The following is a 23279-nucleotide window of genomic DNA, read 5'->3' as shown; positions in this document are numbered from 1 at the left end:
GGGCTGCGCCGGAGCCGCGGTCGTCGGCCCGTCATCTCAGATTGCTGTCGTGGAGTTGCGCGAAGAGTTCTGTGTTGTGTGCGTAGTCGACCGGGACGTCGATGACCGTGATACCGGGGTCGCAGAGTCGGCCCGGGTCGAGAGATCTGCGCAGTTCGGTCTCGAAGGCGTCCATGGTCTCGGTCCGGATTCCTCTGGCGCCGAACGCGCTGGCGTACAGGGTGATGTCGTAGTCGCCCGACCGGACACCGGAGGCCCTGCCGTGTTTGCGATGCTCCTGGAAGGCCACCATGTCGTAGGCGTTGTCCCGCATGATCACGTGCGTGGTGTGGAGGCCCAGACGGGTGGCGGTCTCCATTTCGGGTGCGCTGGACAGAAACCCGCCGTCCCCGGAGACTGACACCACCTGCGTCCCCGGTCGCAGCAGCGCGGCGGTCATCGCCCGTGGCAGGGCGACTCCCGGTGTCTGCAGGCCGTTGGGGAGCAGGATGCGCCGCGGCTGGTGTCCGCGGAAGTGTCGGGCCATGTAGATGTGCGAGCCTGTGTCGGACACCACGGTGGCGTCGTCCTCCACGTTCTCAGCGATCTTCAGGATCACCGCGGCGGGATTGAGGCCGGCAGCGGTGGCCGGGACCGACCTGGCTTCCTCTTCGATACAGGCCAGAGCGACGCGTTGTTCGGCCAGGGCAGCTCGGGTCCGGTCGTTGATCGGCAGCCCGGACAACTCCCCTGACAGCTCACCGACCGTCGCGGCCACATCGCCCCGCAGTTCCAGAGTGGGCTGGTAGTGGCTGCCGATCTCGGCGGGCAGTGCATCGATGTGGACGATCGTGCGGGCCGGGTCGCTGTTCCACAGGCCCGGGTCGTACTCCACGGGGTCGTAGCCGACGGTAATCAGGACGTCGGCGTGTGTCACCACGCCGTCCCCAGGCTGGTTGCGGAAAAGGCCGATCCGGCCGGCGTACTGCTCCTCCAGTGTGCGCGGGACGATGCCCGCCGCCTGGGAGGTCTCCACCACGGGCAGGCCTGTGACACGGATCAGTTCGCGCAGCGCGGCGCAGGCCTCGGGATCTGCACCACGCAGCCCGACCAGCAGGACGGGCTGCTGTGCGGCGCGGATGATCTGTGCGGCACGGTGGATGTATTCGGCGGGAGCGGGGCCGGGAGAGGGGTGCCTGTGCGGCTGGACGATGGTTGCGGCGGTGAGCGCGCCTGCGACGTCGGCCGGAATCACCACCGCGGCCGCACCGCGGGGCGGGGTGACCGCCGCACGCAGGGCGTTGGCGATGGCTTCGGGGACGTTGTCGGGGTCGTGGACTTCGCAGGTGTAAGTGGTGACCAGTCTCAGTGCGGCGATGGCGTCCATCGACCGCTGGGTTCGCTTGAACCGGTCCCGGCGGGTCCCGGCCCCGCAGACAGCAATCATGGGGTGCTGATCAGTCGTCGCCGTGAGCAGAGCGGTCATCAGATTGGTGGTGCCGACTCCTGAGGTGACCAGGACCGCTCCGGGGGTGCCGGTCAGCAGCCCGACAGCGGCGGCCATCACGGCAGCGTTCTGTTCGTGGCGGCACATCACAAGTTCGGGGCCTCCGACTGCCAGGGCATCGTGAACGGCGTCGCTCGTGGCTCCGGGGACACCGAAGACGTACGGCACGCCGTACTGCGAGAGGGTCTCGACCATGCGCTGGGTCGCGCCGACAGGTGGGGTGGGCATGTACCCACCGCCTTTCTTGATCGTTGGGTTTGCCCAACGGTGGTGGCAGTTGCTGCGTGGGGTGTGGTGCCGTCGCCGGGCCGGTCAGTGCGGGTCCGGTCGGCGCTCGGCCGAGGCCGGGCCGTCGCCCGCCCTCCGCCCGGCGGGGTCTGCGTGCCCGTGTCGGTCCTGCTCTGGTGCGAGGAACTGGGCGGTCGGTGGCAGGCCATGTGCAGCTCGGGGTGGATGGCGATGTCCCTGGTGCCGCTCGTGAGCAGCCAGTCCAGGGAGGTCGTCGAGGACGAGCATCGCGCTGTCGAGGCGGTTGAAGGCGCCCGAGCCCAAGTCGCCGCCGTGCCACGGGAGCTTACGGATCGCCACCTCGCCGCCGCATGCGGTCGAGCAGTGTGGCGATCGTGGAGGCCGGGTGCACCCCTGGAGGCGCTTCAGGACGATGGTGCTGCCTGGGCGGGTCGCGGGCAAGCAGGAGGCATGCCCACTGGTGGAATGCCTCGTAGCAGGACACGGGAGAATCAGGTGTGGTCCTAGAGGCGTGATCATGGCGGTCCGCTCGCTTTCCGCGGTGTCTCGCGCGAGGCACGGCCGACGGTGTGCCGCCAGTCCGCGCCGGTGCCGCTTCACTGATAACGGTAGGCACACGCCCCCACCCGAGGGCATCACGTGAATGCGTAGTTGTGCCCGGGTTGCGGCATCAGGGCCGATCTGTTTCTCCGGGGATCGGCTGGCCATCTTGCAGCAGCCGGGCAAGCTGAGTACGCGTGGTGACCTTGAGCTTGCGGAAGACTTTGCGCAGGTGGTAGTCGACCGTACTGGCGCTGATGAACAATCGCGACGCGATCTCGGGGTTGGTAGCTCCCTCGGCCGCCAGCATCGCAACACGTCTTTCCTGGGGAGTGAGCTGCTCACCGAACCGAGACCGACGCTTGTGGGTGGGCTCGCCGGCCGCAGACAGTTCGCTGCGGGCCCGTTCGGCGAAACCGTCCATGCCAAACCGTACGAACATCTCGTATGCCTGCCGCAGTTGGTCTCGTGCCTCAAGGTGGCGGCGCTCGCGCCGCAGCCACTCCCCGTACAGAAGATGGACACGGGCCACCGCGGCGCGCAGGCCGGTGCACTCAAGCCGTCCCAAAGCCGTGCGGTACAGGTCCTCAGCGTCCGCGCCAACGGCAAGCAGAGCCCGGCAGTGTGCCTCGACGCCTGCGGCCCAGTGGCTGGAGCAGGGTCTGGTCGTCTGGCACAGCTCCCTCAACGCCTCGTCGGCCAGGTCCTGGTGTCCCGTACGTACAGCCGCCTCGATGAGCTCAGCCAGCGCCCAGTTGCGGATCCGCTGGACGCTGGAGTCGGCTCCGGCCTGGCGGGCGGATTCCAGCGCCTGATCGTACCGGCATGCACCGTTGTGGAGCACGGCGGTGGCCCATTGCAGGTAGGTCAGCGCCATGCCTTCGCCCCGCGCCATCGCGTTCCGGGTCGCGGTGCGGATCGCGGCAGCGGCCTCATCATCCCGGCCTCGGAAGACGGCGAGCCCCACCTCCGCGTAGGGGACCGGGCCGGCTCCGGTCATGAAAGTGACGTCGGCGGCCGCCTCGGCCAACGACGCGGCCTGCAGGAGTTCCCCGCCCAGCAGGTGCAGTGCCGCACGTGTGGCTGCGGCAACCGGGAGAATGCTGAGTGCTCCTCGTTCCTCGCAGGATCGCAGCAGCCGCGTGGCCAGGAGTCGCCATGCCTCGTCGTCCCACAACAGCCCGGCGCCGTGGCTGGCCAGCCACAGCCAGTACAGTTCCTCCTCAGGGGCCAATTCCTCTGTGGTGAACGCCGACACCGCCCTGCGCAACACCGGAACTGCGGCGTCGCGGCCTTCGACGATCAGGAGCGTCAGCCCGTCCAGCAAGAGGTCGGAGGCGCGTGGCACGGACACCGCAGTCACCCTGCGAGCACTATGGGCAACCTCCGCAATCCGGCACTCGTCGCCCAGCCGGCCGGCGAGCATCGCTGCGGTCAGGGCCTGCAAGTAGACATCCCTGGCACGGGAGACGTCGATGGACTCGAAACGGCGGGCCGCGCGCAGCAGCACGGGGGCGGCTCCGCCACCGAAACTGCGGGCAAATGCGATCTGCCCTCGCAGCAACTCACTGTTGGCGGCCCGCAGCTCGTTCTCGGGCCCCCGGTCAGCCAGGGCAAGGAGGTCCAGAGCGCTGTCGTACGCGCCGGCCTGCTGTTTGGCGCGTGCCGCACGCAGCGCCCGCTCTGCCCTGGCGGTGGGGTCGGCAGTGAGCACGACCGACCGCTCCAGGAATGCCGCGGCGGCAGCGATACCGCCGCGTGCCAGCGCCCGGTGAGCCGACCCCTCGAGCTCCGCTGCGGCTTCCTCGTCGAAGCCGACGGCAGCCTGCGCGCGGTGCCAGGCTCGCCGGTCCGGTTCCGAGGGACCGGTGACATCGGCCAGAGCCCGGTGCGCGGCCCGCCGCTGCGAGGGCGGCATCGCCTGATAGACAGCCGACCGCACCAGGGGATGGCGGAAGACCACCTGCGTGCCGATGGACAGCAGCCCGTCGGCCTCGGCCGCCGTCGCGGCCGAGACCCCGATTCCCAGACGGGCGGCCGCGCGCCACAGCAGCGCGGAGTCGCCGGTCGGCTCCGCCGCGGCCACCAGGAGCAGCATCCGGGTGGCCGGCGGAAGCCTGAGGACCCTGCTACGGAAACTGTCCTCGATGCGCCCCGGCACGGCTGCGGTGTCCGTCGGACCGAAACCGCCCACGAACCCGGCAGCCGTCATGGTCCGGGGCAGCTCGAGCAGGGCCAGCGGATTGCCGCGGGCCTCCGCCGCGATCCGGTCCACGACTTCCTCGTCCAACGGCACGTGCAGAGCCGAGTGCAGCAAGGCACGGGCGTCGCCAGGGCCGAGCCCGGTCAGCACTACCTCCTGCAACCCGCCCAGACCACCACCGGCAGTGGCGAACACGAGGCCGAGGGGCTCCGCACCGACGCGGTGCGCCACAAACGTCAACGCCTGGGCCGAACCCAGATCGAGCCACTGGGCATCGTCGATCACACAGATCAGCGGTTGGCGGGCCGCCGCCTCGGACAACAAGCCCAGTACGGCCAGGCCCAGCATGAAGCGGTCGGGCGCCGCTCCTGTCCGCAGCCCGAATGCCGCAGCCAGGGTGTCCTGCTGCGGTCCGGGCAGGTGCTCCAGTGTGGCTAGGAACGGCGCACAGACCTGGTGCAACACCCCGAAGGGCAGCTCCGCCTCCGCTTCCACACCGGCGGCCCGCACCACGCGGAAGCCGACCGCAGTCGAAGCCATGTGGTCTAGCAGCGCGGACTTGCCAATACCAGGCTCACCGAGGACCACAAGAGCGCCACCTCGACCGGCCTTGACGGCATCCTGCCAGCGGTCGAACAGCGCACATTCAGCACGCCGACCCAGGAAAACCGCGGGACGCCCCGGCAACACCATGTTTCCAATCTAGCTGCGGCGTCCAGTCCGCACCTCTCCGACCTGGGCTTATCCTGTCGAACGCAGCCAGTAGTCGAGCCGGGACGCGCGCGTGGACGCTGCGGGACTGTCGCCGGCGGCAAGACGGTCGGCAACGATGCGGTCCGCGTCCGGGTGGCTTCGCCGAACAGGTTCCGTATCTGCCACTCGGTGACCCGCGCCCCGGCCACCAGACCGACCGCGGGCAGCCCCCGGCCCATCCACACTCCCGGCGGGACACACGTCTCCTCCTGCGCCTGCTCCAGGCCCCTCCCCCGCGGCCGACGGCCATCACCGATCGCCCGTAATACTTGTACGCGGAGCCCTTCCTGACCTGCTTGAACGTCATCATGCAACCCAGCACAGCACCGAAAAAGCACTGGTCAACTGCCTAAACTGAGGGCTCACGTGGGGCGGGACGAAAGCACGGATTCGTCGGCCTAGCTTCCCGTGTCACGGGCAGTTGGCAGCCACGTTTCCCACCCCGGCTCCAGACCGGCAGAGCTCCGCTGCGGAAGGACGGTTCACGCCGGGCGCCCGATCTCGGGGAGCGTACTGTAGCCCGCGGACCAGTCATTGACTCAGCCGCAACCCGCGCACTCGTACCGGCCATCGAGACCCGCGATCTCCGTCCCGCACTGCGCGCACCCTATATAGGTGATCTCGGGACGTGGCAGAGACTTCTCAGGCAGGACCGGATCCAGGGCAATCGCCATGCTCGGACGCTACCGCCGTCGGCAGCGACGTCAGAGGCCGGAACCGACACCGCCACACTCTCTTTACAGACGCCGGGCAAGCCGGTACTTACAGGCTTGCCCCCAGCTGGCGAAAGCGTGCCCACAGGACCGGCGACAGGCTTGCCCACGGGGCAGCCAGGAACGTGACCGATGGCCGGTCCCGAAATGGGATCAGACGAAGGATAAGGAAACCTGCCCCTCCTCCTGTGGAGAAGAGGTATCGCGGCAGTCTCCTATGGCCTCGAACCGATTCCGGCCGTTCCTGAAAGTCACCAAGGAGGTCGGGATTCGGCCCTTCGTTGATTCGCATCCGGGCGTGAGGCTGCGCGCCGCGTCCACGTCAACGGCCGTTCGGCTCTGAAATTGCCGCCGATGCTCGGTCTCGGCTGATCCGCGGGTGGTGGCCAGCCCGCACCGTGGCGCGTTCTGACCCTCAGGCTGCGTGATGGGCGCGTGTGTTGCGCTGTGACACGGCCAGGTAGCCGACGAATCCGATGATCGCGGCCGTCCACGCGAGGGTGACCGGTGCCAATCCGAGGCCGAGTCCACCGCGGGCGTGCCCGAGTGCCATCCAGTCGGCGAGGGAGGCGCCGAGGGGACGGGTGATGACGTACGCGGTCCAGAAGGCGGGCACCGCGTTCAGGGCGCCGAAGCGGTGGGTCAGTGCGGGCTCGCAGATGGCGGCCGCGAAAAGGGCGACCGAGCCCAGGTAGCCGAACCCGACGGTGGCGGTGAGGTCGCCCGCGGCGGTGCCGAGGGCGAATGTGGCGAGGACGGCCGCCCAGTAGAACGTCTCGCGGCGGCGGGTGCGGATGCTGTGGATGGACAGGGTCCGTTCGCTCGCGTACCAGAGGACGAAGACCGCGGCCAGTACGGCAAGGAAGGCCGGCGCCGACACGGCGTACGGTACGCCGAGGCCGACGTGCAGGACGTCGGCTGCCATGGTGCCGAACACGCTGACCATGACGACGGCGGTCCAGTAGGCCCAGGCGACGTACTGACGGAGAGCGAACTGCACGGCGAGGGCGGCCATCAGGGCGAGGCCGCCGAGAGTGACTGCCGGAACCGGACCGAGCAGGCGGGCCAGGAGGTCCGACGCCGTCTCGCCCATGCCGGTGGTCAGCACCTTGACGATCCAGAAGTAGACGGTCACCTCTGGCACCTTGTTCGCCATCCGGCGTACGGGGACGAGGGGCTGGTCGTCGAGGACGTGCTCTGTGGTCATGATCCGCACGTTGGCACGCCGTGCCTGAACACAACCTGAACAGCGCGCCGGAGCGGCGGCACGTAGTACCGGGGTACGACGCGATGGGCGCGGATCAGCCCCCGGTACCACCGAATCGGGGCGTTTTGGTCCCTAGCGTGGTTGGTGAGGCGTCAGGGGCGAAGGACTGGCGCCGGTCTCCGACAGGAAGAAACACGAATGATCGACGCACAGCAGCTGACCAAGAGGTACGGCGAGAAGACTGCCGTCGACGGGCTGGACTTCGCCGTCAGGCCGGGCATGGTGACCGGTTTCCTGGGGCCCAACGGAGCCGGGAAGTCGACGACCATGCGGATGATCATCGGGCTCGATGCTCCGTCGAGCGGCTCCGTCAAGGTCAACGGCCGCCACTACGCCCGGCACGAGGCACCGCTTCAGGAGGTCGGGGCCCTTCTGGAGGCGAAATCGATTCACCCGGGCCGCTCGGCCCACAATCACCTGATGGCGCTCGCACTGACGCATGGGATTCCCCGTTGCCGGGTCGACGAGGTCATCGACCTCGCGGGGCTGGGGAGTGTGGCGAAGAAGCGGGCAGGCGCCTTCTCCCTCGGGATGGGCCAGCGGCTCGGCATCGCGGCGGCACTCCTCGGCGATCCGCAGACCGTGATGCTGGACGAGCCGGTCAACGGGCTGGACCCGGAAGGCGTGCTCTGGATCCGCAACCTGCTGAAGGCGCTCGCTGAGGAGGGCCGGACCGTGTTCGTGTCGTCCCATCTGATGAGCGAGATGGCCCTGGTGGCAGACCATCTCATCATCGTGGGTCGTGGCCGGCTGCTGGCCGACACGACCGTGCGGGACCTCGTCCGCGAGGCGGGCGGCGACATGGTGAAGGTGGCCACGCAGGACCCGGCGAGGCTGCGGGACGTACTGGCCGGTCCCGGTGTCGACGCCACGGGCCGCGCCGGCTCCGAGGAACTTCAGGTGACCGGGCTGACCGCCCGCGAGATCGGCCTGAAGGCGGCCGAGCACGGAATCGCGCTGTTCGAACTGAGTGCGCGGACGGTGTCGTTGGAGGAGGCGTTCATGAACCTGACCAAGGATGCCGTGGAGTACCACGGCTCCACGACCGGCATCGACCTCCTCGCGGCCGACGGGAGGGCGGCATGAGCACCCTCACCGCGACCGTCGAGGCACCCTCGCCCGGCCCCGCCCGCCCCGCCTACCGGGTGACCGGACGGCGCGTGCTGTCCTCCGAGTGGGCCAAGCTGTGGTCGCTGCGCTCGACGTGGATCACTCTGAGCCTCGGACTGCTCTTCCTCGTCGCCTTCGGGCTGATCGCCGCGAGCCGCTACAAGTCCGGCATCGGCTCCGGTCACCTGGACCGGGACTTCGCTGACGCCACGGCCGTGAGCCTGTCTCTCTTCGGCACCAACTTCGCCCAGCTCGCCCTGGGCGTGCTCGGCGTGCTGGTCACGGCGGGGGAGTATTCCACCGGCATGATCCGCTCGACGCTGGCGGCCGTACCGCGCCGGCTGCCGGTGCTGTGGTCCAAGGCGGCCGTGTTCGGGCTGGTCACGCTGGCGGTCGGCACGCTCGGCGCGTTCGTCGCCTTCCTGTTCGGCAGCGGCATCGTCTCCGGCACCCCCGCCGCGATGGGCCTGACGGACGCGGGAGTCCTGCGAAGCCTGCTGGGCGCCGCGCTCTACCTCGGCCTGGTCGGCGTGATCGGCACCGCCCTGGGCGCGCTGCTGCGGTCGGTGGCCGGCGGCATCTCGGTGCTGGTCGCCGCCTTGATGCTGATCCCGGGGCTCGTGTCGCTGCTCCCCAGCTCCTGGCAGGACGACATCAGTCCCTACCTGCCGAGCAACGCGGGCGAGTCGATGTTCGCCCTGACGCACGACACCACCACGCTGTCGCCCACGGCCGGGCTGCTGGTCTTCCTCGCCTGGACGGCACTCGCCCTGGCGGGGGCGGCATACCGGCTCGTGCGCAGCGACGTCTGATCGCATGCACCATGGGCAGGTGACCTCCTTGACGACACCCATGTCCGCCGACGAAGCCAGCGGGATGGGGCCGCTGGTCGCCCGTCTCTCCCGGGGCGGCCAGCGGCTGCGGCAGGCGGACCGGGCACATTCATGGGTACTGGACACCACGGTGGTGATGCTGGTCTTCCTCATGTTCTGCCTGCCGGACCTGTTGCACGGCGGTGCCGGGGACGGCGATGGTCCACGCCGGTTCCGACTCGCCTTCACCTTGCTTCCCCCGGCGGTCACGCTGGCCCTGCAGGCCGGTCTGGTGCTGCCGCTGCTGTGGCGTCGGCGCAGGCCCATGGCGGCCTTCGGCACCATCGCGGCGGTGTTCGCCCTCCAGTGGTCGCTGGGCGCCGCGCTGCGCGCGGACGTTGCCCTGTTCATCGCTCTGTACAGCCTCGCCCTGCACGGGCGGCCGCGGCAGTTGCCGTGGGCCTGCGGGACCATGGCGGCGGGGATGGTGCTGGTCGCGGTACGCGCGTCGGCGGCGGTGTCCGTCTGGGACGCGCTGTTCTTCCTGCTGAGCACCGCGACCGCGGCCCTGGCACTCGGTCTGATGGTACGGACCCGCCGGGCCCAGCTGGCGGGGCTGCGGGAACGCGCGGCCCGCCTGGAGATCGAACGTGACCAGCGCAGCAGGCTCGCGACCGCCACCGAGCGGACGCGGGTCGCCCGCGAGATGCACGACATCGTCGGCCACAACCTGGCCATCATGATCACCCTCGCTGACGCCGGTGTGTATGCCACGGATGCGGCTCCCGAACGTGGCAAAGAGGCCCTGCAGCTCATCGGCGACACAGGCCGGACTGCTCTCGGTGAACTGCGGCGCGTGCTCGGCGTGCTGCGGGAGGCGTCGGACGGCCCTCCCGTCACGCCTGAACTGAGTCCGCAGCCCGATCTCATGGACATCGAGGCGCTGTGCGACGGTGTGCGCACCGCCGGCCTGGACATCGTCTACCGGACCGCCGGCGACCTGGGTGCCTTGGACGGCGGGATGCAGTTGACGGTCTACCGCATCGTTCAGGAAGCCCTCACGAACAGCCTGAAGCACGCCGGGGCCGGCACGCGGGTGAAACTGTCGGTGGTCGTCAAGGATGTCCGGCTGGTCATCCGGGTCCGGGACGACGGCCCGGCGGAACGCCCCGGATCACGGAACGAGGAAGGACACGGACTGGTGGGCATGCGAGAACGAGTGGCGCTCTACGGAGGGAACGTCAGCGCCGGACCCGCGACCGGTGGGGGATGGGCGGTGGAGGCCACCCTCGACATGACGCCCCGGGCCGGTGCCAGGTGACCACAGTGCTCATCGTGGACGACCAGCCGCTCCAGCGCTACGGTTTTCGGGTGCTGCTCGACTCCATCTCCGAGACGGAGGTGGTCGGTGAGGCCGCGCACGGCGCCGAGGCCGTCCGTAAGACCGCCGAGCTGCGTCCCGACGTCGTCCTCATGGACGTACGCATGCCAGGTATGGACGGCATCGAGGCCACCCGCCGGATCACCGCCGCCGGCGGCCGCTCCCGCGTTCTCGTGCTGACCACTTTCGACCTCGACGAATACGTCCACGCCGCCCTCCGGGCCGGAGCCAGCGGCTTCCTCCTCAAGGATGCGCGCCCCGAGGAACTCCTCGCCGGCATCCGCGCCGTCGCCGTCGGCGACGCCGTCATCGCGCCGGCTCTCACCCGCCGACTCCTGGACGAGTACGCCCAGCACGTGCCCGCTCGCCGGAGCGATTCCGAGGAGGACCCGAGACTGGATGCACTCACCGAACGCGAGCGCGAGATCCTCGTCGCCATCGGCAAGGGGTGGACCAACGGTGAGATTGCCACCCGCTTCGTGGTGTCCGAGTCCACCGTCAAGACACACGTGGGCCGCGTCCTGGCCAAGATCGGTGCCCGCGATCGCATCCAGGCCGTGATCCTCGCTTATGACCTCGGGCTCGCCGGCCCCGGTACGGGGTAAGCGGACGGCGAAGGCCGGACCGCCGGCTCCGAGGCATCGCGGAGCGGCACCGTGGCCGTCGTGGCGGGATCTCCCCGAACAGTTCCCGCAGCGCCGGCACGTGCTCCGCGCTCACATCCCGTGGTCCCGCAATGGTCCGACGCGCAGGCCGCGTTGCTCGCAGGTGTCCAGCAGGCGGGGCAGTGCGCCAAGGGTGGTGCGCCAGGAACCGGAGGTCGAGGTGCAGTCGGAGTCGTGAAGCAGGATCGTGCCACCGCCGTCCAGGCCGGCCGTGACGGTGCGGTGGACACTGTCGGGTGTGGCCCTGGCCCGCCAGTCCTCGCCCCAGCAGGTCCACAGCACCGGGGCGACATTTATCCCGGGCGGACGCCCACCGTCGGTGCGTCGGCCGCTGGGTTGACGACTGTTACGTGAGAATCGCCGGCGGCTTCACCCCACCCAAAGACACCGACGAGCAAGACGACACGCGGCCACCACGAATGCCGGGCACCTTGTTCCAGTGCAGTCGAGGGCCAGGGTCGGGTTTAGGCGGAGTTCTGGAGTCTCGCTTCTCAGACCTCTCATAGGTCACAAGGCCCGACCGTGCCACCGGGAACCTGAACGCATCCTGACTGCCGCGTGGCATCACCTGCCCTGCCGGCCCCACACGAGGATCATGCTGCCATGCACACCGACGGCGCGATGGACTGGCTGCGGCGACGACTCGGTAGGGCCGTCGCGGTCTCGTACCTCGCCGCCCTGCTGCTGCCCGGCCCGGGCTTGTGGTTACGTCACCCGCACACGCTGCCCCGCATCGACCTGACCCTGCATGCCGCCTCACTGCTGCTTTCCCTGTTGCTCTTCTCGGCAGGGCTCCAGGTCCCTGTGCACGCGCTGGGACAGTTGCTGCGGCGCCCCTGGGCCCTGTTGGCGGGGCTGGCTCTGCACGTTGCGGCGCCGATAGTGATCATCCCGCTGGTGGCGTTCCTGCTGCGGTGCTCGCCCGACACGGACGGCGGCAGTGGACTGATCACGGCGATGATCCTGATCGTAGCGATGCCTGTGGCGGCCGGGGCGACGGTGTGGACCAGCGAGGGCCACGGCGACCAACCGACCATGGTGGGCCTCGTGATCGCTTCCACCCTGGTCAGCCCGCTCACTGTCCCGGCCGTCGTGAGTGTGCTTGCGCCGCTGCTCAGCACCGGCTACGCGAACGTGCTGGGTGCCGCCGGGCCCACCATGAACGGAGGTTTCGCGCTCACTGGCGTGGTGATGCCGTGCGTAGCGGGCATCGTGGCCCGGCTACTGCTGCCCGAACGCGGACTTGAGCATGCGCTGCACGTCGTTGTGCCGGTGGCCATGGCGGCCTCACTGGTTCTGACGTATACGAATGCCAGCGGCGCCCTCGGCTCCTTCGTGACCCACCCTCGGCTACTGCTATTCGCCGCGGCATTGGTTGTGGCGGCACTCGTCTGCGCGCTCTCTTTCGCGGTGGGCCGGATGGCGGCACGCGTCCTGCGTCTGGACGCGCCCGCCGCCACGTCCCTCACGCTCGCGTGCGGCATGAACAACAGCAGCGCCAGTGCGGTGCTGATCACCACGGCCCTGCCGGACAAACCGTATCTGCTACTGCCCGTGCTGGCGTACGGGCTGTTACAGAAGACGGCCGCGAACCGGGTAGTACGGACGGCGCGTCCTCAGAGCCTGCCCTGCCCGGCGTCGTCCTGAGGGCCGGTCCGTTCCCCGCGCACGGGCAGTAGCGAGAACACCGTCGGCGCGCCGCGGGCCGGCGGGGACGTCTACCGAGGGAGGCAGCGAGGTCGTGGGCGAGCGCGTCGTCAAGATCTCCCGCCCGGGGGTGCTTCGGCCGCCGCGCCAGGGTGGCAAGCGGACATGGCCTACCGATCGGCCGCCCGAGCGGCCCGTAGATCCTCAGCCGTCAGTAGCGACAGAAGCTCGATGTTCTGGGCTGCGAAAGCATCGGAGCCTCCTTGCTCCCGGTCGATCACGCACAGAGCTTCGCCCACCTGAGCGCCCAGGCCCCGCAGGTCCGCGGTCGACAGCTTGGTTCTCGACAGGTCAACATCGGGGTGAGCCTGACCTTGTCGCTCGTGACTCCTCCTCGCCATAAATGACGGGGCTTCTCGCTAAGCCGGTTTGGCCTCGCGACGGGCCAGCCCGGCCCGTAGAACGTTGATGGCTCCCACCGTGTCAGCGTGCGCGAGGTGGCCGCAGCCTACGCAGTGGAACTTCTCCTGGGTGGGCCGGTTCTCCTTCGCGGTGAGCCCGCATGCGGGGCACCGCCTGGAGGTGTTGCGGGGGTCCACAGCGATCACCTCCCGGCCGGCACTCTCAGCCTTGCTCGTCAGGATCGTCAGGAACACCCCCCAACCGGCGTCAGCTATCGAGCGGTTCAGCCCGGCCTTGGCTGCGGCCCCGTTGGACAGGAACACGCCGGCCTGGTCGGGGTCCGGCTTCGGCGCGGGAGTCTTGCTCATGTTGCGGATCTTGAGGTCTTCGTGCGCGATGAAGTCGTGCTCACGGACCAGGCCGAGCGCGGTCTTGTGCGCGTGGTCGAGCCGTTGGCGACGCACCTTGCCGTGCAGGCTGGCGACCTTCTCCACCGCGCGCTGATGGTTGCGCGTGCGCTTGTCCCGGCGGACACGAGGGAACCGGCACAGCGCCCGCTGGGCGGCTTCGAGCTTGTCAGCAGCACACCGGCCGTGGCGGGGATTCTGGACGAAGCCGCCGCCCGAGTCGGCGAGGAAGTTGGCTATGCCCAAGTCGATACCGACGACGCTGCCGGTCGCGGGAAGCGGCTCGGGCCGGTCCTGCTCGGCGGTGAGCACGACGAACCACTTCCGGCCTTCACGCTTCACTGAGATCGTCTTGACCTTGCCGATCACGGCTCGGTGCTGGTTGACCTTGACGTGCCCGACGCCCTGGAGCCGGACGCGGGTAACCGGATCATGCGGAGTGGAATCCCAACGGCAGCCGTCCCCGTCCCTCGGAAACTCAACCACTCGGGCGAGCTTGCCGCCAGGTTGATAGGACCTCGGGGTCCGCGGGGTGACGATGCCTGTGCCGGGAGCGGACGGTTCCCGGTGTTGTGGCCACCAGGCAGGGAGCAAGTCATGCATGCACGGCGAAGGACGGTCCTCACGGCAGGCGCGGCGGGCGCCGCGGGGCTGGTGACCGCTTGCGGCTCGTCCGGGGACGAGGACGGGGACGGAGACAGGAGTACGGCCGCGGCACCGGAGACCTCCCGGGCCGCGAAGCCGAGCACCGGGGCAGGTGCAGCGAGCGCCGATGGTTCCGTGCCGGGAGGCGAGGTTCTCGGCAAGGCTTCAGACATTCCGGTCGGAGGGGGCAAGGTCTTCGAGGAGCAGGAGGTCGTGGTGACCCAGCCCAAGGAGGGCGAGTTCAAGGGTTTCTCCGCCGTCTGCACCCATAAGGGGTGCATCGTCGTCTCGGTCAGCGATGGCACCATCAACTGCCCCTGCCACGGCAGTCGGTACCGCATCACAGACGCTGCGGTCGTGGCCGGCCCCGCGCCGCAGCCGCTGGCTGCCGAACGGATCACCGTCACCGGTGACACCATTCGGCTCGGATGACGGGTCTTGGGACTGGCGAGCTCGCATGTCTCCGTATCGCGTACTGCTTCGTTGTCGCTGCCCGATATCACGATGAGTGACGCCCGCAGAGGTCGATGCAGTGGTCTGTCTCAGTAGAGCCATCGGTCGAGAAGCTCCGGCCAGATGAATCCCGCGCAGCCGTCGAAGGCTGCTGGATCGATCTTCCTCCTGCAACACGCTCTAGCTCTGCGCCGGGTCGGCCGGTGCTCGCATGGCTATTCCGACCGGTGGCAGGCGCCCTGTCCGGCACGGTCACCGCGGCCCTGTCGCGGCAGCGCGGCACCGTGGTCCGCTCCGTGGTGCTGCTGGCGTTGGCCTGTGCGTTCGCTGTGTCGACCGGGGTCTTCAACTCCATCCACCAGCAACAGGCCAAGGTTGATGTCGTGCTGACCAACGGGGCCGATGTCACCGTGACCCGGCCGGTGCTCACGGGCGTCGGACACGGCGAAGCTGGCGGCCGTGCCGGGGGTGCGGCATGTGGAGCCGCTTCAGCACCGGTTTGCCTATGTGGGCGCGGATCTGCAGGACCTCTACGGGGTGCGGCCCACGAGCATCGTGGGGGCGGGCCGGCTCCAGAACGGCTACTTCTCCGGTGGTACGGTCCGGTCGCTGGTGGACCGCCTCAGTGCGCGCCCGGACGGGCTGTTGGTCAGCGCCGAGACCGCGCACGACTTCGTGCTGCAGCCGGGAGACAAGGTGCGGCTACGGTTGACCGATGTCCTGACGGGGCAGTTGCGTACGGTTCCGTTCCGCTTCGAGGGCGTCGTCAAGGAGTTCCCGACCGCTCCGAAGGACCGCTTCCTGGTCGCGAACGCCTCGTACATCGCGCGTACGACGGGCAGCGATGCCCCCGGAACGCTGCTGGTTGACACCGGGGCACCGGCCAGCGCCAGGCCGCCGCGAAGGCGAAGCGAGTTCTGGGCCCGAGCGCCCGCGTCACAGACCTGCCCTCGTCGCAGACGGTGGTCGGCTCCAGCCTGACCGCAGTCCATCTCGCCGGCCTCACCCGGGTCGAGCTGGGCTTCGCCCTGGTAATCGGCGCGGGGGCGGGCTGTCTCGTCCTCGCGCTCGGCCTGGCTGGCTTTGTCGGTGACACCCGACTCCATGTGTAGGTCAGTTCTGACTCCGCCCGGGCATCTCACAGCCAAGATCTGTAGGCGAGAAGTGACTCCAGAGCAATACTCAAGGCCTCTGGACCGACCACACACCCACCGCAGATCCCTGGCGGTCACCACCTCGCCTCAGCTCCCGCCGAACCCCTCGGCCGCCAGGGGCCATAACTCATCACGCACACGCTGCCGTTCAGTGATCAACTCGCCATGCTGTGCGTGCCGCATGCTTCCCCAACACCCCACGGGCCGCGAACCGTCGGCCCGCTACAACATCACGAGTTCAACCTCGATAACTCACACCGCCCGAGTTGCACCGATAGCTGGACACACCCGGCTGTGGTGCTAGAAAAACGTGGGACCGTGATTATGATCGCATCGTAGAGACGGTGCCGCGCCCCTCTGCGCAAAGGAAGGACGTTTGTCATGCCACTCGCACGGATCGACCTCGTAGAGGGGAAGTCGGTAGAATACCGCCAGACCATTGCGAACGTCGTGTACGACAAGATGATCGAGCATCTGGGTGTGCCCGAAGATCGCTTCCAGGTCATCACCGAACACAAAATCGAGAACTTCCTCTACGACCCCGACTACCTCGGCATCTACCGGTCCGAGAACTGCGTTTTTATCCAGCTTGATTTCCTTGACGTCGCGAGCCCTGAGCAAAAGGCCGAGTTCTACAAGGCTGTCGTAGACGAACTGCACGAGAAGCTGCACCTACGGCGGGAGGACGTCTTCTTCAACCTGTTCACAGTCGCCCAAGCGGACTGGTCGATGGGTAACGGTGTAGCTACTTATAACAACGGGGTGCCGACTAATCGTCTCGACCCCAACTCGGTCTAGCAGCGACCGGCGAGACAACTACTGAGGTCGAACTTGCGGTTTCGTTTGGTGGCTCAGGTGGGGCCAATGGCTCGGCCAGCTGCGGCTTGCTGCTCGGCGCGGGCGCGGGTGGCGGCCAGCCGGTAGGATTCGGTGCCGGTCTCGATGATGTTGCCGCCGAACGTCAACCGGTCCACGATCGCGGCGCAGAGCCTGGGATCGGTGAACGTCTTCGTCCATCCTCCGAAGGATTCGTTGGAGGCGATCGCCACAGAATTCTTTTCCTCACGCTCCGTCAATACCTGGAACAACAGCTCCGCCCCGCGACGATCAAGCTCCATATAGCCGAGCTCGTCAATACAGAGAAGGTCGACGCGGCCGTAACGGGCGATGGTCTTGGCCAGCAGCTTCTCGTCGGCCGCCTCCACGAGCTCGTTGACGAGCTTGGTGGCCAGCACGTACTTCACCCGGTACTCGTGCATCGCCGCCTCGGTGCCCAACACGATGAGCAGGTGGGACTTGCCGGTTCCGCTGTCGCCGATCAGGCACAGCGGCAGGCCCTTCTTGACCCAGTCACATGAGGCCAGGGCGTGGATGACGGCCGGGTCGATGACGGGGTTGGCGTCGAAGTCGAACTGCCGGATCGATTTCTCGCGCGGAAAGCCAGCCGCCTTGATACGGCGCTCGGAGCGGCGGCGGGCCCGGTCGTCGCATTCGGACAGCAGCAGTTCGGCCAGGAACCCGCGATACGTCATCTGGTCGCGGAGCGCGGCTTCGGCCAGCTCGGGGTACTGGGAGCGAATGGTGGGCAGCCGGAGCATCCGGCACGCCTGGTCCACTGCGGTGTCGGCGGCCTGTTCGGTCAGTCCGCGGTTGCGCTTGGCGGTCACGGTGCCTCTTCCTGGTATGCCTGGCCGTCGGCGGGACGCCGGCGGAATCGCAGCAGCTGGTCGTAGGCGGCCACCGACGGCAGTGGCCTGGGATCGGGCGGCAGCGCGGCCAGGCGCCGCTCGGTCAGCGAAGTCACTGTCGCCCCGCCGTCCCTTCGGCGCCGCGGGATGTCCTGGTCGGCCGGCTGTTGGCCCTGGTCGGCCTCGCCCCACTTGCGGGCCTCCAGGGCAACCGCGTCGGCGGTCAGTGCGCCGGCTCGCAGCGCGGTCGCGATCCCGGCCACCACATGCTCATGGACCATGTGCCGGTGCAGCAGCAGGACCGCGATCAGCGCCCGGGTGCCTTCCGCGTCGCCGTGGGCCTTGCAGGCCGCCTGCCACCAGGCGTCGTGGACCGGGGTGAACTTGCCCGCAGATCTGGCCTGGTCCAGCGCGGTCGCGCCGGGCAGCGCGCCGGGTTTGCGGACCAGGGCCTCCAGGTAGTGGTCCAGCTCCAGGCGGGAGCCGCCCTTGGCGATCAGCCGCTCGTGCCGGGCGACTTCCCTGTGCGCGTCGTAGACCACAAGCTCCGAGGCGTGCAGCACGACCCGCACCCTCCGGCCGATCAGCCGCACCGGCACCGAGTAGTGGTTGGTGCGCACGCTGACCTGGCCGTAGCGGTCCACCCGCAGTGAGGACACCAGTCCGGTCTCGAAGTCCTCCTCGGGCAGCGGGACCAGCAGCGGGCGCTCGACGGCGAACATCTCACCGATGGTCAGCGCCCGCTGCATGATCCGGCGGGCGTCGTCCTCCTCGTCCCAGCGCTCGACCATCGCGTTCAACTCGGCCAGCGAGGCGACCTTCGGGACGGGGACAAAATGGTTCCTGCGGAACCAGCCGATCTGCCCCTCGACGCCGCCCTTCTCGTGGGCGCCCTCGATGCCGGGATTGCAGTAGAAACTCTCGATGGAGAAGTGCGAGCGGAACGCCGTCCAGCGGTCGCTTTCCACCCGGCCCCGGGTGCGGCCCAGCACCTGGCTGACTGCGGCGCGCAGATTGTCGTAGCGGACCTTGCCGCGTGGCACGCCGCCCAGCACCTCCAGTGCGTGGACATGGCCTTCGAGGAACGCTTCCTGCCCGCACGAAGCGAAGATCTTGTGCACGGCTTTCCCGCTGAACGAAAGGCGCAGCGAGAACAGGAACACCTTGGTTGAAACGCCGTTCAGGTGGATCCAGACGTCCCCGAAGTCGACCTCCGCCTCATCGCCGGGTCGGTGGGTCTGCGGCACGAACGCCTGCGGTGGCCCCTGCCCTCCTCGATGCGGATCTCCGGGCGCCGCTGGAAGATGTAGGCGCGGACCATCGAGTAGGTCACGCCCCGGGCGTCGTGCTCATCGATCAGGCGGTCGAAGACCCGTTTGACGGTGTGCCGCTGCTTGCGCGGCGCGTCCAGGTCGTCCCGCAGGATCTGGTCGATCGTCGCCTTGAACGCATCCAGGCGCGAGGCTCGGGGCGGAAGCTGCTTGCGCGGCGCCGGCCACGCCGACTCCAGGGCCATCGCAACCGTCCGGCGGCCCACCCCGTACTTGGCCGACAAAGCCCTGCTGGACAGCCCTTCGACCCGAGCGTCATGGCGTATCGCCGCGTACAACTCGACCTTCGAAACGGCCACTTGAGCCACCCAGCGCTAGCCGATGCACCCCGATACTCCCACCACAAGCCCCCCGGTGGAGTCAAAACTCACCGACATCAACGCTCCACCGACAGCACTGGAGTCAGAACCCACCAACAGCTGGCCTCGACTCTCACCGACAAAGCCAGCCTGGCCGAGCGCCGTCGCACCAACTCGCACAGCTATTCGTGGACATGCCCGCTCCCGAAGGATGCTGCCGCAACTGCACGTTGAGACAAGGGAGGCCCGGTTGGGGCCAGTAGTCGATGGGATGCCCCCTGAGAAGCGTCCGCCGCCCCAGGCCTCCAGCACCTCCCATAAAAGAACACTCGTTCTTGACTGGACGTTCTTAAATCACATACGGTCATACCCATGGGACGACCACGCACCTTTGACACCGATCAGGCCGTCAGTACCGCGGCCACTCTCTTCGCCGCCCACGGCTACGAGGGCACCTCGGTGGACGACCTGGTCACAGCCACCGGCATCCACCGAGGCAGTCTCTACAAAGTCTTCGGCTCCAAACGGAACCTGCATCTGACCGCCCTCCGCAACCACCTCGACCACGAGATCCACCCCGCCGCCGCCGCCGTCGCCACCCTCACCGACCCCGCGCAGGCACTGACAACAGCCATCGCCTCGTACGACAACGGCCCAGCGGCCGGACTCCTCCTCCTCGCCGCCGCCGAACGCGCCCCCCACGATCCGGAGGTTGCCGCGCTGGTCGCGGAAGGCTTCGCTGCGCTGGAGGACGCCCTGCGCCCCTCTCACGGTGAGGCCGCCCCTCAACTCGCCTCCACCGTCCTCGGTGCCCGCCTGCGCCTGCGCGCCCAACCCACCGCCCCCAAGGAGTACTGACATGGCCCTGATCTCCATCGACCGTGAACGCGGCCTGCTGACCGCCGAAATCCAGGGTCTCGACAAGCTCTGGAGCCTCAAGAGCCGCCTGGAAATCCCCCTCGCCCACGTGCGTGGCGCCACCCACGACCCCGGCATCACCCGCGAACGGAAAGGCATCCGCGTCGGTGGCACCAACCTCCCCGGTGTGATCACGGCCGGCCGCTTCCTCCACAACGGTGAGCGCCTCTTCTGGGACGTCAAGAACCCGGACAAGGCGGTCGTCATTGAACTCGCCGACGCCGAAAGCTACGACCGCCTCGTCATCGAGGTCGACGATCCCCGCGCCACCGTGGCCCTCATCGAACAGTCCATCGCCCGGGGCTGAAGCATGGCGTCCGGCTTGGACGCTATTCTGGCTGCCCTGTACGTGTTCATCGACGACCATGTGCCGCCTTGTCGCCGGATCCGTCCGACCGCCGAAGCTGTCGGCCGCGGAACTGCTGCGCCTGGCCGTGGCGCAGGCACTCCTTGGCTTCCCAGCTCGGCCGCCTGGTCCGCAAGGTCGCACCGCCAATCATCACGGTGGGGTCAGCCGCGCTTGCTGGCTGTGACCAGCGCGTTCGCATAACAGGCGAGGTTGGGAGACCGGCAGTGAGCACTGGTGCATCTGCGGGAGCCCCATCCAACGGAAACGAACGTCTTGGCCAGGCCGACTCGCTGGGTCGGTCGGACTGCCGGGCGGGACCAGGTCAACGCCCCCGGGCCCCGACGAGGGCGCCCGGGGGGCGTGTGCTGCTGCAGGTGCGGGGCACCGGCGGTCCCGGCCAGGGACTTGGTTATGCGAACTGGCCGGGCTGGTAGCCGCCGGCAGGCTGCTGGACGATGACGTTCCCGCGGTTGAAGGCGTTGATGAGGGCGATGGTGCACACCAGGGTGGCGAGTTGTTCCTCGTCGTAGTGCTTGGCGGCGGTCGCCCAGGCTTCGTCCGTGACGCCGCCGGCTGCGTCGGCGATGCGGGTGCCCTGCTCCGTCAACTCCAGGGCGGCGCGCTCGGCGTCCGTGAACACCGTGGCCTCGCGCCAGGCCGCGACCAGGTTGAGACGCGTCGAGGTCTCCCCGGCGTGCGCGGCGTCCTTGGTGTGCATGTCGGTGCAGAAGCCGCAGCCATTGATCTGGCTGGCGCGGAGCTTCACCAGTTCCTGTGTCGCGACCGGCAGGGTCGAGTCCGCGAGCGCCTTGCCCGCAGCAACGATGTGCTTCCCGAACTTGGCTGCGACCGGGCTGGCGAAGAGGTTCAACCGAGCTTCCATGGTGCACTCCCGTTGTCGTTGTTGGTGGCGGCACCTCTTGGACGGAACGGCTCCAGCAAGTTGTGACATGGACGAATGTGACCTGCGTCTCCCCTCCCCCGCCCCGGCAGGGACCATCCAGGACGGCGTAGTGGTCGGGCCGTCGCGGGGGAAGGTCCTGAGCCCGAGACGGGTCGACGCCGTCGTCATGTTCGCCACACAACGGGTGCTCGACCCCATCCCGCGTGCCCAGGACTCGGTCCCGCGCACCGGGGCGGAGTCGAGCCCGCTGATGATGATGTCGAGACGGTGCCCGTGAGCTAGACGTCCCAGGGCGGGTCCTGTGGAGTGCCCAGTCCTTCGAGTGGGTCGGTCTGGGTTGGGCAGTACGGTCCCTCTCCGGTGGACGCGATCACCATTCGCTCCCTGGCGTGGGCGGATTCAAGTCCGTGTGCACCACGCCCCGTGACGGGCGGCGGGCGTTCCCGCCCGCCCGCGCCGCCCGTCACGTCAGGCCCCTGCCGGAACCGTTCCCGCTGGTCCGGAGTCCACGGTCTGCGCCGTGCCCGGGGTGGCCTCCGGCGCCGTGGCCACAGGGGCTGTCCCGGGCTTCGTGCGAATCCGGTCATTACGGCCGCCGCCCCGCACCAGCAGAACGCTCAGCGCGGCCAGGAAACCGACGACCGTCAGGCCCGCCAGTCCACCCTTGGTCGAACCCGTCGCGTCCTCGATCAGTCCGAAGGCCGTCGGCGCGACGAAGCCACCGAGGTTGCCGATGGAGTTGATGAGCGCGATGCCCGGCGCCGCAGCCCGTGCGTCGAGGTAGCTCTGGGGGATCGTCCAGAAGATCGGCGAGGCGGGCTTGAAACCGACGGCGGCGATACACAGAGCGCCAAGCCCGACCCACGGCGACACGAACACGGCGAGCAGGGTGCCGCAGCCGCCGATGACCAGCAGAGTCACCAGGATCGGACGCCTCTTGCCGATGCGGTCCGAGATCCGCCCGCTCACGTACACGGCGACGATCGCGCACAGCCACGGCACCGCCGTCAGCAACCCGACCTGGAACTCGCTCAGCCCGCCGATGTCGTCCACGATCGACGGCAGCCAGAACGTCACCGCGTACAGGGCGACGTTGATAGCGAAGTAGATCCACAGGAACAGCAGCATCTGCGGGTCGGCGAGCAGCTTCCACCGCGACACCTGCGTGGTCGCGCGCTCCCCGGCGCGCTCCGCCTGCTCGGCGTCGATGACGGCGACGAGCCCGCGCTTCTCCTCGTCCGTCAGCCACGTGGCCTGCTCGATACCGGAGTCGAGGAACCGGTAGACGACAAATCCCAGCACCACCGAGAAGACGCCCTCGATGAAGAACATCCACTGCCAGCCGGAGTGCCCCCACAGGCCGTGCATTTCGAGCAGCGCACCGGAGATCGGCCCGACGATGACGGTCGCCGTGCCCGAGCCCATCAAGAATATGGACGTGGCCCGCCCTCGGTGGGAGTCCGGCAGCCAACGTGAGAAGTAGTAGATGACGGCCGGGAAGAACCCGGCCTCCGCGACTCCGAGCAGGAATCGCAGCGCGTAGAACATCTCCGCACTCGACACGAAGGCCATCGCGGTGGCCACGAGGCCCCAGGTGATCATGATCCGAGTGAGCCAGATCTTCGCTCCGAAGCGCTCCATCATCATGTTGGAGGGCACTTCGAAAATGGCGTACGCGATGAAGAAGATCCCGGCGCCGAGCCCGAACGCTGCGGCGGACAGCCCGACGTCCGCGCGGAGTTGGTCCTGGGCGAAGCCGAGATTCACGCGGTCCATGTAGTTCGCGACGAACATCACGAAGAAGAGGGGGACGACGCGCCGGAAGATCTTACGGATGGCGGACTGAACGGCGGGCGGGTGCTCAACAGCGGGGACTTGTGCTGGTGGTACTGCGGACACGAGC

Annotated in this window: 17 protein-coding genes and 4 pseudogenes; 11 read left to right on the top strand and 10 right to left on the bottom strand. The window is 68.5% G+C overall.

All coding sequences use genetic code 11. The features are described from left to right. Positions 1–31: 31 nt before the first annotated feature. The 3 genes from alsS to OHA03_RS44525 form a co-directional block, all read right to left on the bottom strand. On the bottom strand, positions 32–1714 hold the full coding sequence (gene alsS, locus OHA03_RS44535) for an acetolactate synthase AlsS (RefSeq protein WP_267009580.1): 1683 nt from the start codon (positions 1712–1714) through the stop codon (positions 32–34). 691 nt (positions 1715–2405) lie between these two features. After that, positions 2406–5171: a LuxR family transcriptional regulator gene (locus OHA03_RS44530; RefSeq protein WP_267009579.1), complete on the bottom strand. Its 2766-nt coding sequence runs from the start codon at positions 5169–5171 to the stop codon at positions 2406–2408. Positions 5172–6359: 1188 nt separating this feature from the next. Then, the gene (locus OHA03_RS44525) at positions 6360–7151 is read right to left on the bottom strand and encodes a hypothetical protein (protein WP_267009578.1); all 792 of its coding nucleotides are present in this window, start codon (positions 7149–7151) and stop codon (positions 6360–6362) included. 198 nt (positions 7152–7349) lie between these two features. Between OHA03_RS44525 and OHA03_RS44520 the strand changes: the two genes are divergently transcribed. From OHA03_RS44520 to OHA03_RS44505, 4 genes are read left to right on the top strand one after another with little or no spacing between them, the layout of a single operon-like run. Then, positions 7350–8297, top strand: a complete 948-nt coding sequence (locus OHA03_RS44520) for an ATP-binding cassette domain-containing protein (RefSeq protein WP_267009577.1) — start codon at positions 7350–7352, stop codon at positions 8295–8297. Further along, positions 8294–9133: an ABC transporter permease gene (locus OHA03_RS44515; protein WP_267009576.1), complete on the top strand. Its 840-nt coding sequence runs from the start codon at positions 8294–8296 to the stop codon at positions 9131–9133. Before OHA03_RS44520 ends, OHA03_RS44515 begins: the two co-directional genes overlap by 4 nt. Positions 9134–9173: 40 nt before the next feature. After that, entirely contained in the window at positions 9174–10454 is a 1281-nt protein-coding gene (locus OHA03_RS44510) for a sensor histidine kinase (RefSeq protein ID WP_267009693.1), read from the top strand. Further along, a complete protein-coding gene (locus tag OHA03_RS44505) occupies positions 10451–11119 on the top strand; it encodes a response regulator transcription factor (protein ID WP_267009575.1) in 669 nt (222 codons plus the stop codon). Before OHA03_RS44510 ends, OHA03_RS44505 begins: the two co-directional genes overlap by 4 nt. 114 nt (positions 11120–11233) lie before the next feature. On the opposite strand, the pseudogene OHA03_RS44500 reads toward OHA03_RS44505, so the two are convergent. After that, positions 11234–11476: pseudogene (locus tag OHA03_RS44500) on the bottom strand (polysaccharide deacetylase family protein); the annotation flags it as partial. Between the two features lie 306 nt (positions 11477–11782). Here OHA03_RS44500 and OHA03_RS44495 point away from each other — a divergent pair. Beyond that, the gene (locus OHA03_RS44495) at positions 11783–12826 is read left to right on the top strand and encodes a sodium-dependent transporter (RefSeq protein ID WP_267009574.1); all 1044 of its coding nucleotides are present in this window, start codon (positions 11783–11785) and stop codon (positions 12824–12826) included. 419 nt (positions 12827–13245) lie between these two features. On the opposite strand, the pseudogene OHA03_RS44490 reads toward OHA03_RS44495, so the two are convergent. Beyond that, positions 13246–14118: pseudogene (locus tag OHA03_RS44490) on the bottom strand (RNA-guided endonuclease InsQ/TnpB family protein); the annotation flags it as partial. Positions 14119–14232: 114 nt separating this feature from the next. Between OHA03_RS44490 and OHA03_RS44485 the strand changes: the two are divergent. The 4 genes from OHA03_RS44485 to OHA03_RS44470 all read left to right on the top strand — a co-directional run bounded on the left by OHA03_RS44485 (position 14233) and on the right by OHA03_RS44470 (position 16685). Continuing rightward, positions 14233–14712, top strand: a complete 480-nt coding sequence (locus OHA03_RS44485; RefSeq protein WP_267009573.1) for a Rieske (2Fe-2S) protein — start codon at positions 14233–14235, stop codon at positions 14710–14712. A gap of 498 nt (positions 14713–15210) precedes the next feature. Continuing rightward, positions 15211–15714, top strand: a complete 504-nt coding sequence (locus tag OHA03_RS44480) for a hypothetical protein (protein WP_267009572.1) — start codon at positions 15211–15213, stop codon at positions 15712–15714. Next, a complete protein-coding gene (locus OHA03_RS44475; protein ID WP_267009571.1) occupies positions 15696–15845 on the top strand; it encodes a hypothetical protein in 150 nt (49 codons plus the stop codon). Before OHA03_RS44480 ends, OHA03_RS44475 begins: the two co-directional genes overlap by 19 nt. A 423-nt stretch (positions 15846–16268) precedes the next feature. Next, on the top strand, positions 16269–16685 hold the full coding sequence (locus OHA03_RS44470; protein ID WP_267009570.1) for a tautomerase family protein: 417 nt from the start codon (positions 16269–16271) through the stop codon (positions 16683–16685). Between the two features lie 53 nt (positions 16686–16738). Here the strand turns inward: OHA03_RS44470 and istB are convergent, their stop codons facing one another. Beyond that, positions 16739–17554 carry an IS21-like element helper ATPase IstB gene (gene istB, locus OHA03_RS44465; protein ID WP_323181396.1) on the bottom strand — a complete coding sequence of 272 codons (816 nt, stop codon included), beginning with the start codon at positions 17552–17554 and terminating at the stop codon, positions 16739–16741. Next, a pseudogene (gene istA / locus OHA03_RS44460) lies at positions 17551–19205 on the bottom strand (IS21 family transposase). The gene istB and the pseudogene istA overlap by 4 nt, the downstream one beginning before the upstream one ends. A 372-nt stretch (positions 19206–19577) precedes the next feature. Between istA and OHA03_RS44455 the strand changes: the two are divergent. Both OHA03_RS44455 and OHA03_RS44450 read left to right on the top strand, forming a co-directional pair. Beyond that, positions 19578–20063, top strand: a complete 486-nt coding sequence (locus OHA03_RS44455; RefSeq protein WP_267009569.1) for a TetR/AcrR family transcriptional regulator — start codon at positions 19578–19580, stop codon at positions 20061–20063. Between the two features lies 1 nt (position 20064). Then, a complete protein-coding gene (locus tag OHA03_RS44450; protein WP_267009568.1) occupies positions 20065–20430 on the top strand; it encodes a hypothetical protein in 366 nt (121 codons plus the stop codon). A gap of 451 nt (positions 20431–20881) precedes the next feature. Here the strand turns inward: OHA03_RS44450 and OHA03_RS44445 are convergent, their stop codons facing one another. The 3 genes and pseudogenes from OHA03_RS44445 to OHA03_RS44435 form a co-directional block, all read right to left on the bottom strand. Beyond that, positions 20882–21355 (bottom strand): carboxymuconolactone decarboxylase family protein, encoded by a 474-nt coding sequence (locus OHA03_RS44445; RefSeq protein WP_267009691.1) that lies wholly within the window; start codon positions 21353–21355, stop codon positions 20882–20884. Between the two features lie 153 nt (positions 21356–21508). Then, positions 21509–21753 (bottom strand): annotated as a pseudogene (locus tag OHA03_RS44440) (sugar kinase); the annotation flags it as partial. Positions 21754–21844: 91 nt separating this feature from the next. Continuing rightward, positions 21845–23170 (bottom strand): MFS transporter, encoded by a 1326-nt coding sequence (locus OHA03_RS44435; RefSeq protein WP_267009690.1) that lies wholly within the window; start codon positions 23168–23170, stop codon positions 21845–21847. Between the last annotated feature and the right edge of the window lie 109 nt (positions 23171–23279).

The sequence above is a fragment of the Streptomyces sp. NBC_00154 genome, assembly GCF_026342835.1.
GTDB lineage: Bacteria > Actinomycetota > Actinomycetes > Streptomycetales > Streptomycetaceae > Streptomyces.
The sequence above is the reverse complement of the archived record's forward strand: the minus strand, read 5'-3'. Positions and strand labels throughout refer to the sequence as shown.

What these genes read in the sequence shown, in the direction of transcription:
- alsS (WP_267009580.1), bottom strand. Translation starts at nt 1,714, where the DNA reads ATGCCCACCCCACCTGTCGGCGCGACCCAGCGCATGGTCGAGACCCTC.
- OHA03_RS44530 (WP_267009579.1), bottom strand. Translation starts at nt 5,171, where the DNA reads ATGGTGTTGCCGGGGCGTCCCGCGGTTTTCCTGGGTCGGCGTGCTGAA.
- OHA03_RS44525 (WP_267009578.1), bottom strand. Translation starts at nt 7,151, where the DNA reads ATGACCACAGAGCACGTCCTCGACGACCAGCCCCTCGTCCCCGTACGC.
- OHA03_RS44520 (WP_267009577.1), top strand. Translation starts at nt 7,350, where the DNA reads ATGATCGACGCACAGCAGCTGACCAAGAGGTACGGCGAGAAGACTGCC.
- OHA03_RS44515 (WP_267009576.1), top strand. Translation starts at nt 8,294, where the DNA reads ATGAGCACCCTCACCGCGACCGTCGAGGCACCCTCGCCCGGCCCCGCC.
- OHA03_RS44510 (WP_267009693.1), top strand. Translation starts at nt 9,174, where the DNA reads ATGTCCGCCGACGAAGCCAGCGGGATGGGGCCGCTGGTCGCCCGTCTC.
- OHA03_RS44495 (WP_267009574.1), top strand. Translation starts at nt 11,783, where the DNA reads ATGCACACCGACGGCGCGATGGACTGGCTGCGGCGACGACTCGGTAGG.
- OHA03_RS44485 (WP_267009573.1), top strand. Translation starts at nt 14,233, where the DNA reads ATGCATGCACGGCGAAGGACGGTCCTCACGGCAGGCGCGGCGGGCGCC.
- OHA03_RS44470 (WP_267009570.1), top strand. Translation starts at nt 16,269, where the DNA reads ATGCCACTCGCACGGATCGACCTCGTAGAGGGGAAGTCGGTAGAATAC.
- OHA03_RS44455 (WP_267009569.1), top strand. Translation starts at nt 19,578, where the DNA reads ATGGGACGACCACGCACCTTTGACACCGATCAGGCCGTCAGTACCGCG.
- OHA03_RS44450 (WP_267009568.1), top strand. Translation starts at nt 20,065, where the DNA reads ATGGCCCTGATCTCCATCGACCGTGAACGCGGCCTGCTGACCGCCGAA.
- OHA03_RS44445 (WP_267009691.1), bottom strand. Translation starts at nt 21,355, where the DNA reads ATGGAAGCTCGGTTGAACCTCTTCGCCAGCCCGGTCGCAGCCAAGTTC.
- OHA03_RS44435 (WP_267009690.1), bottom strand. Translation starts at nt 23,170, where the DNA reads ATGTTCGTCGCGAACTACATGGACCGCGTGAATCTCGGCTTCGCCCAG.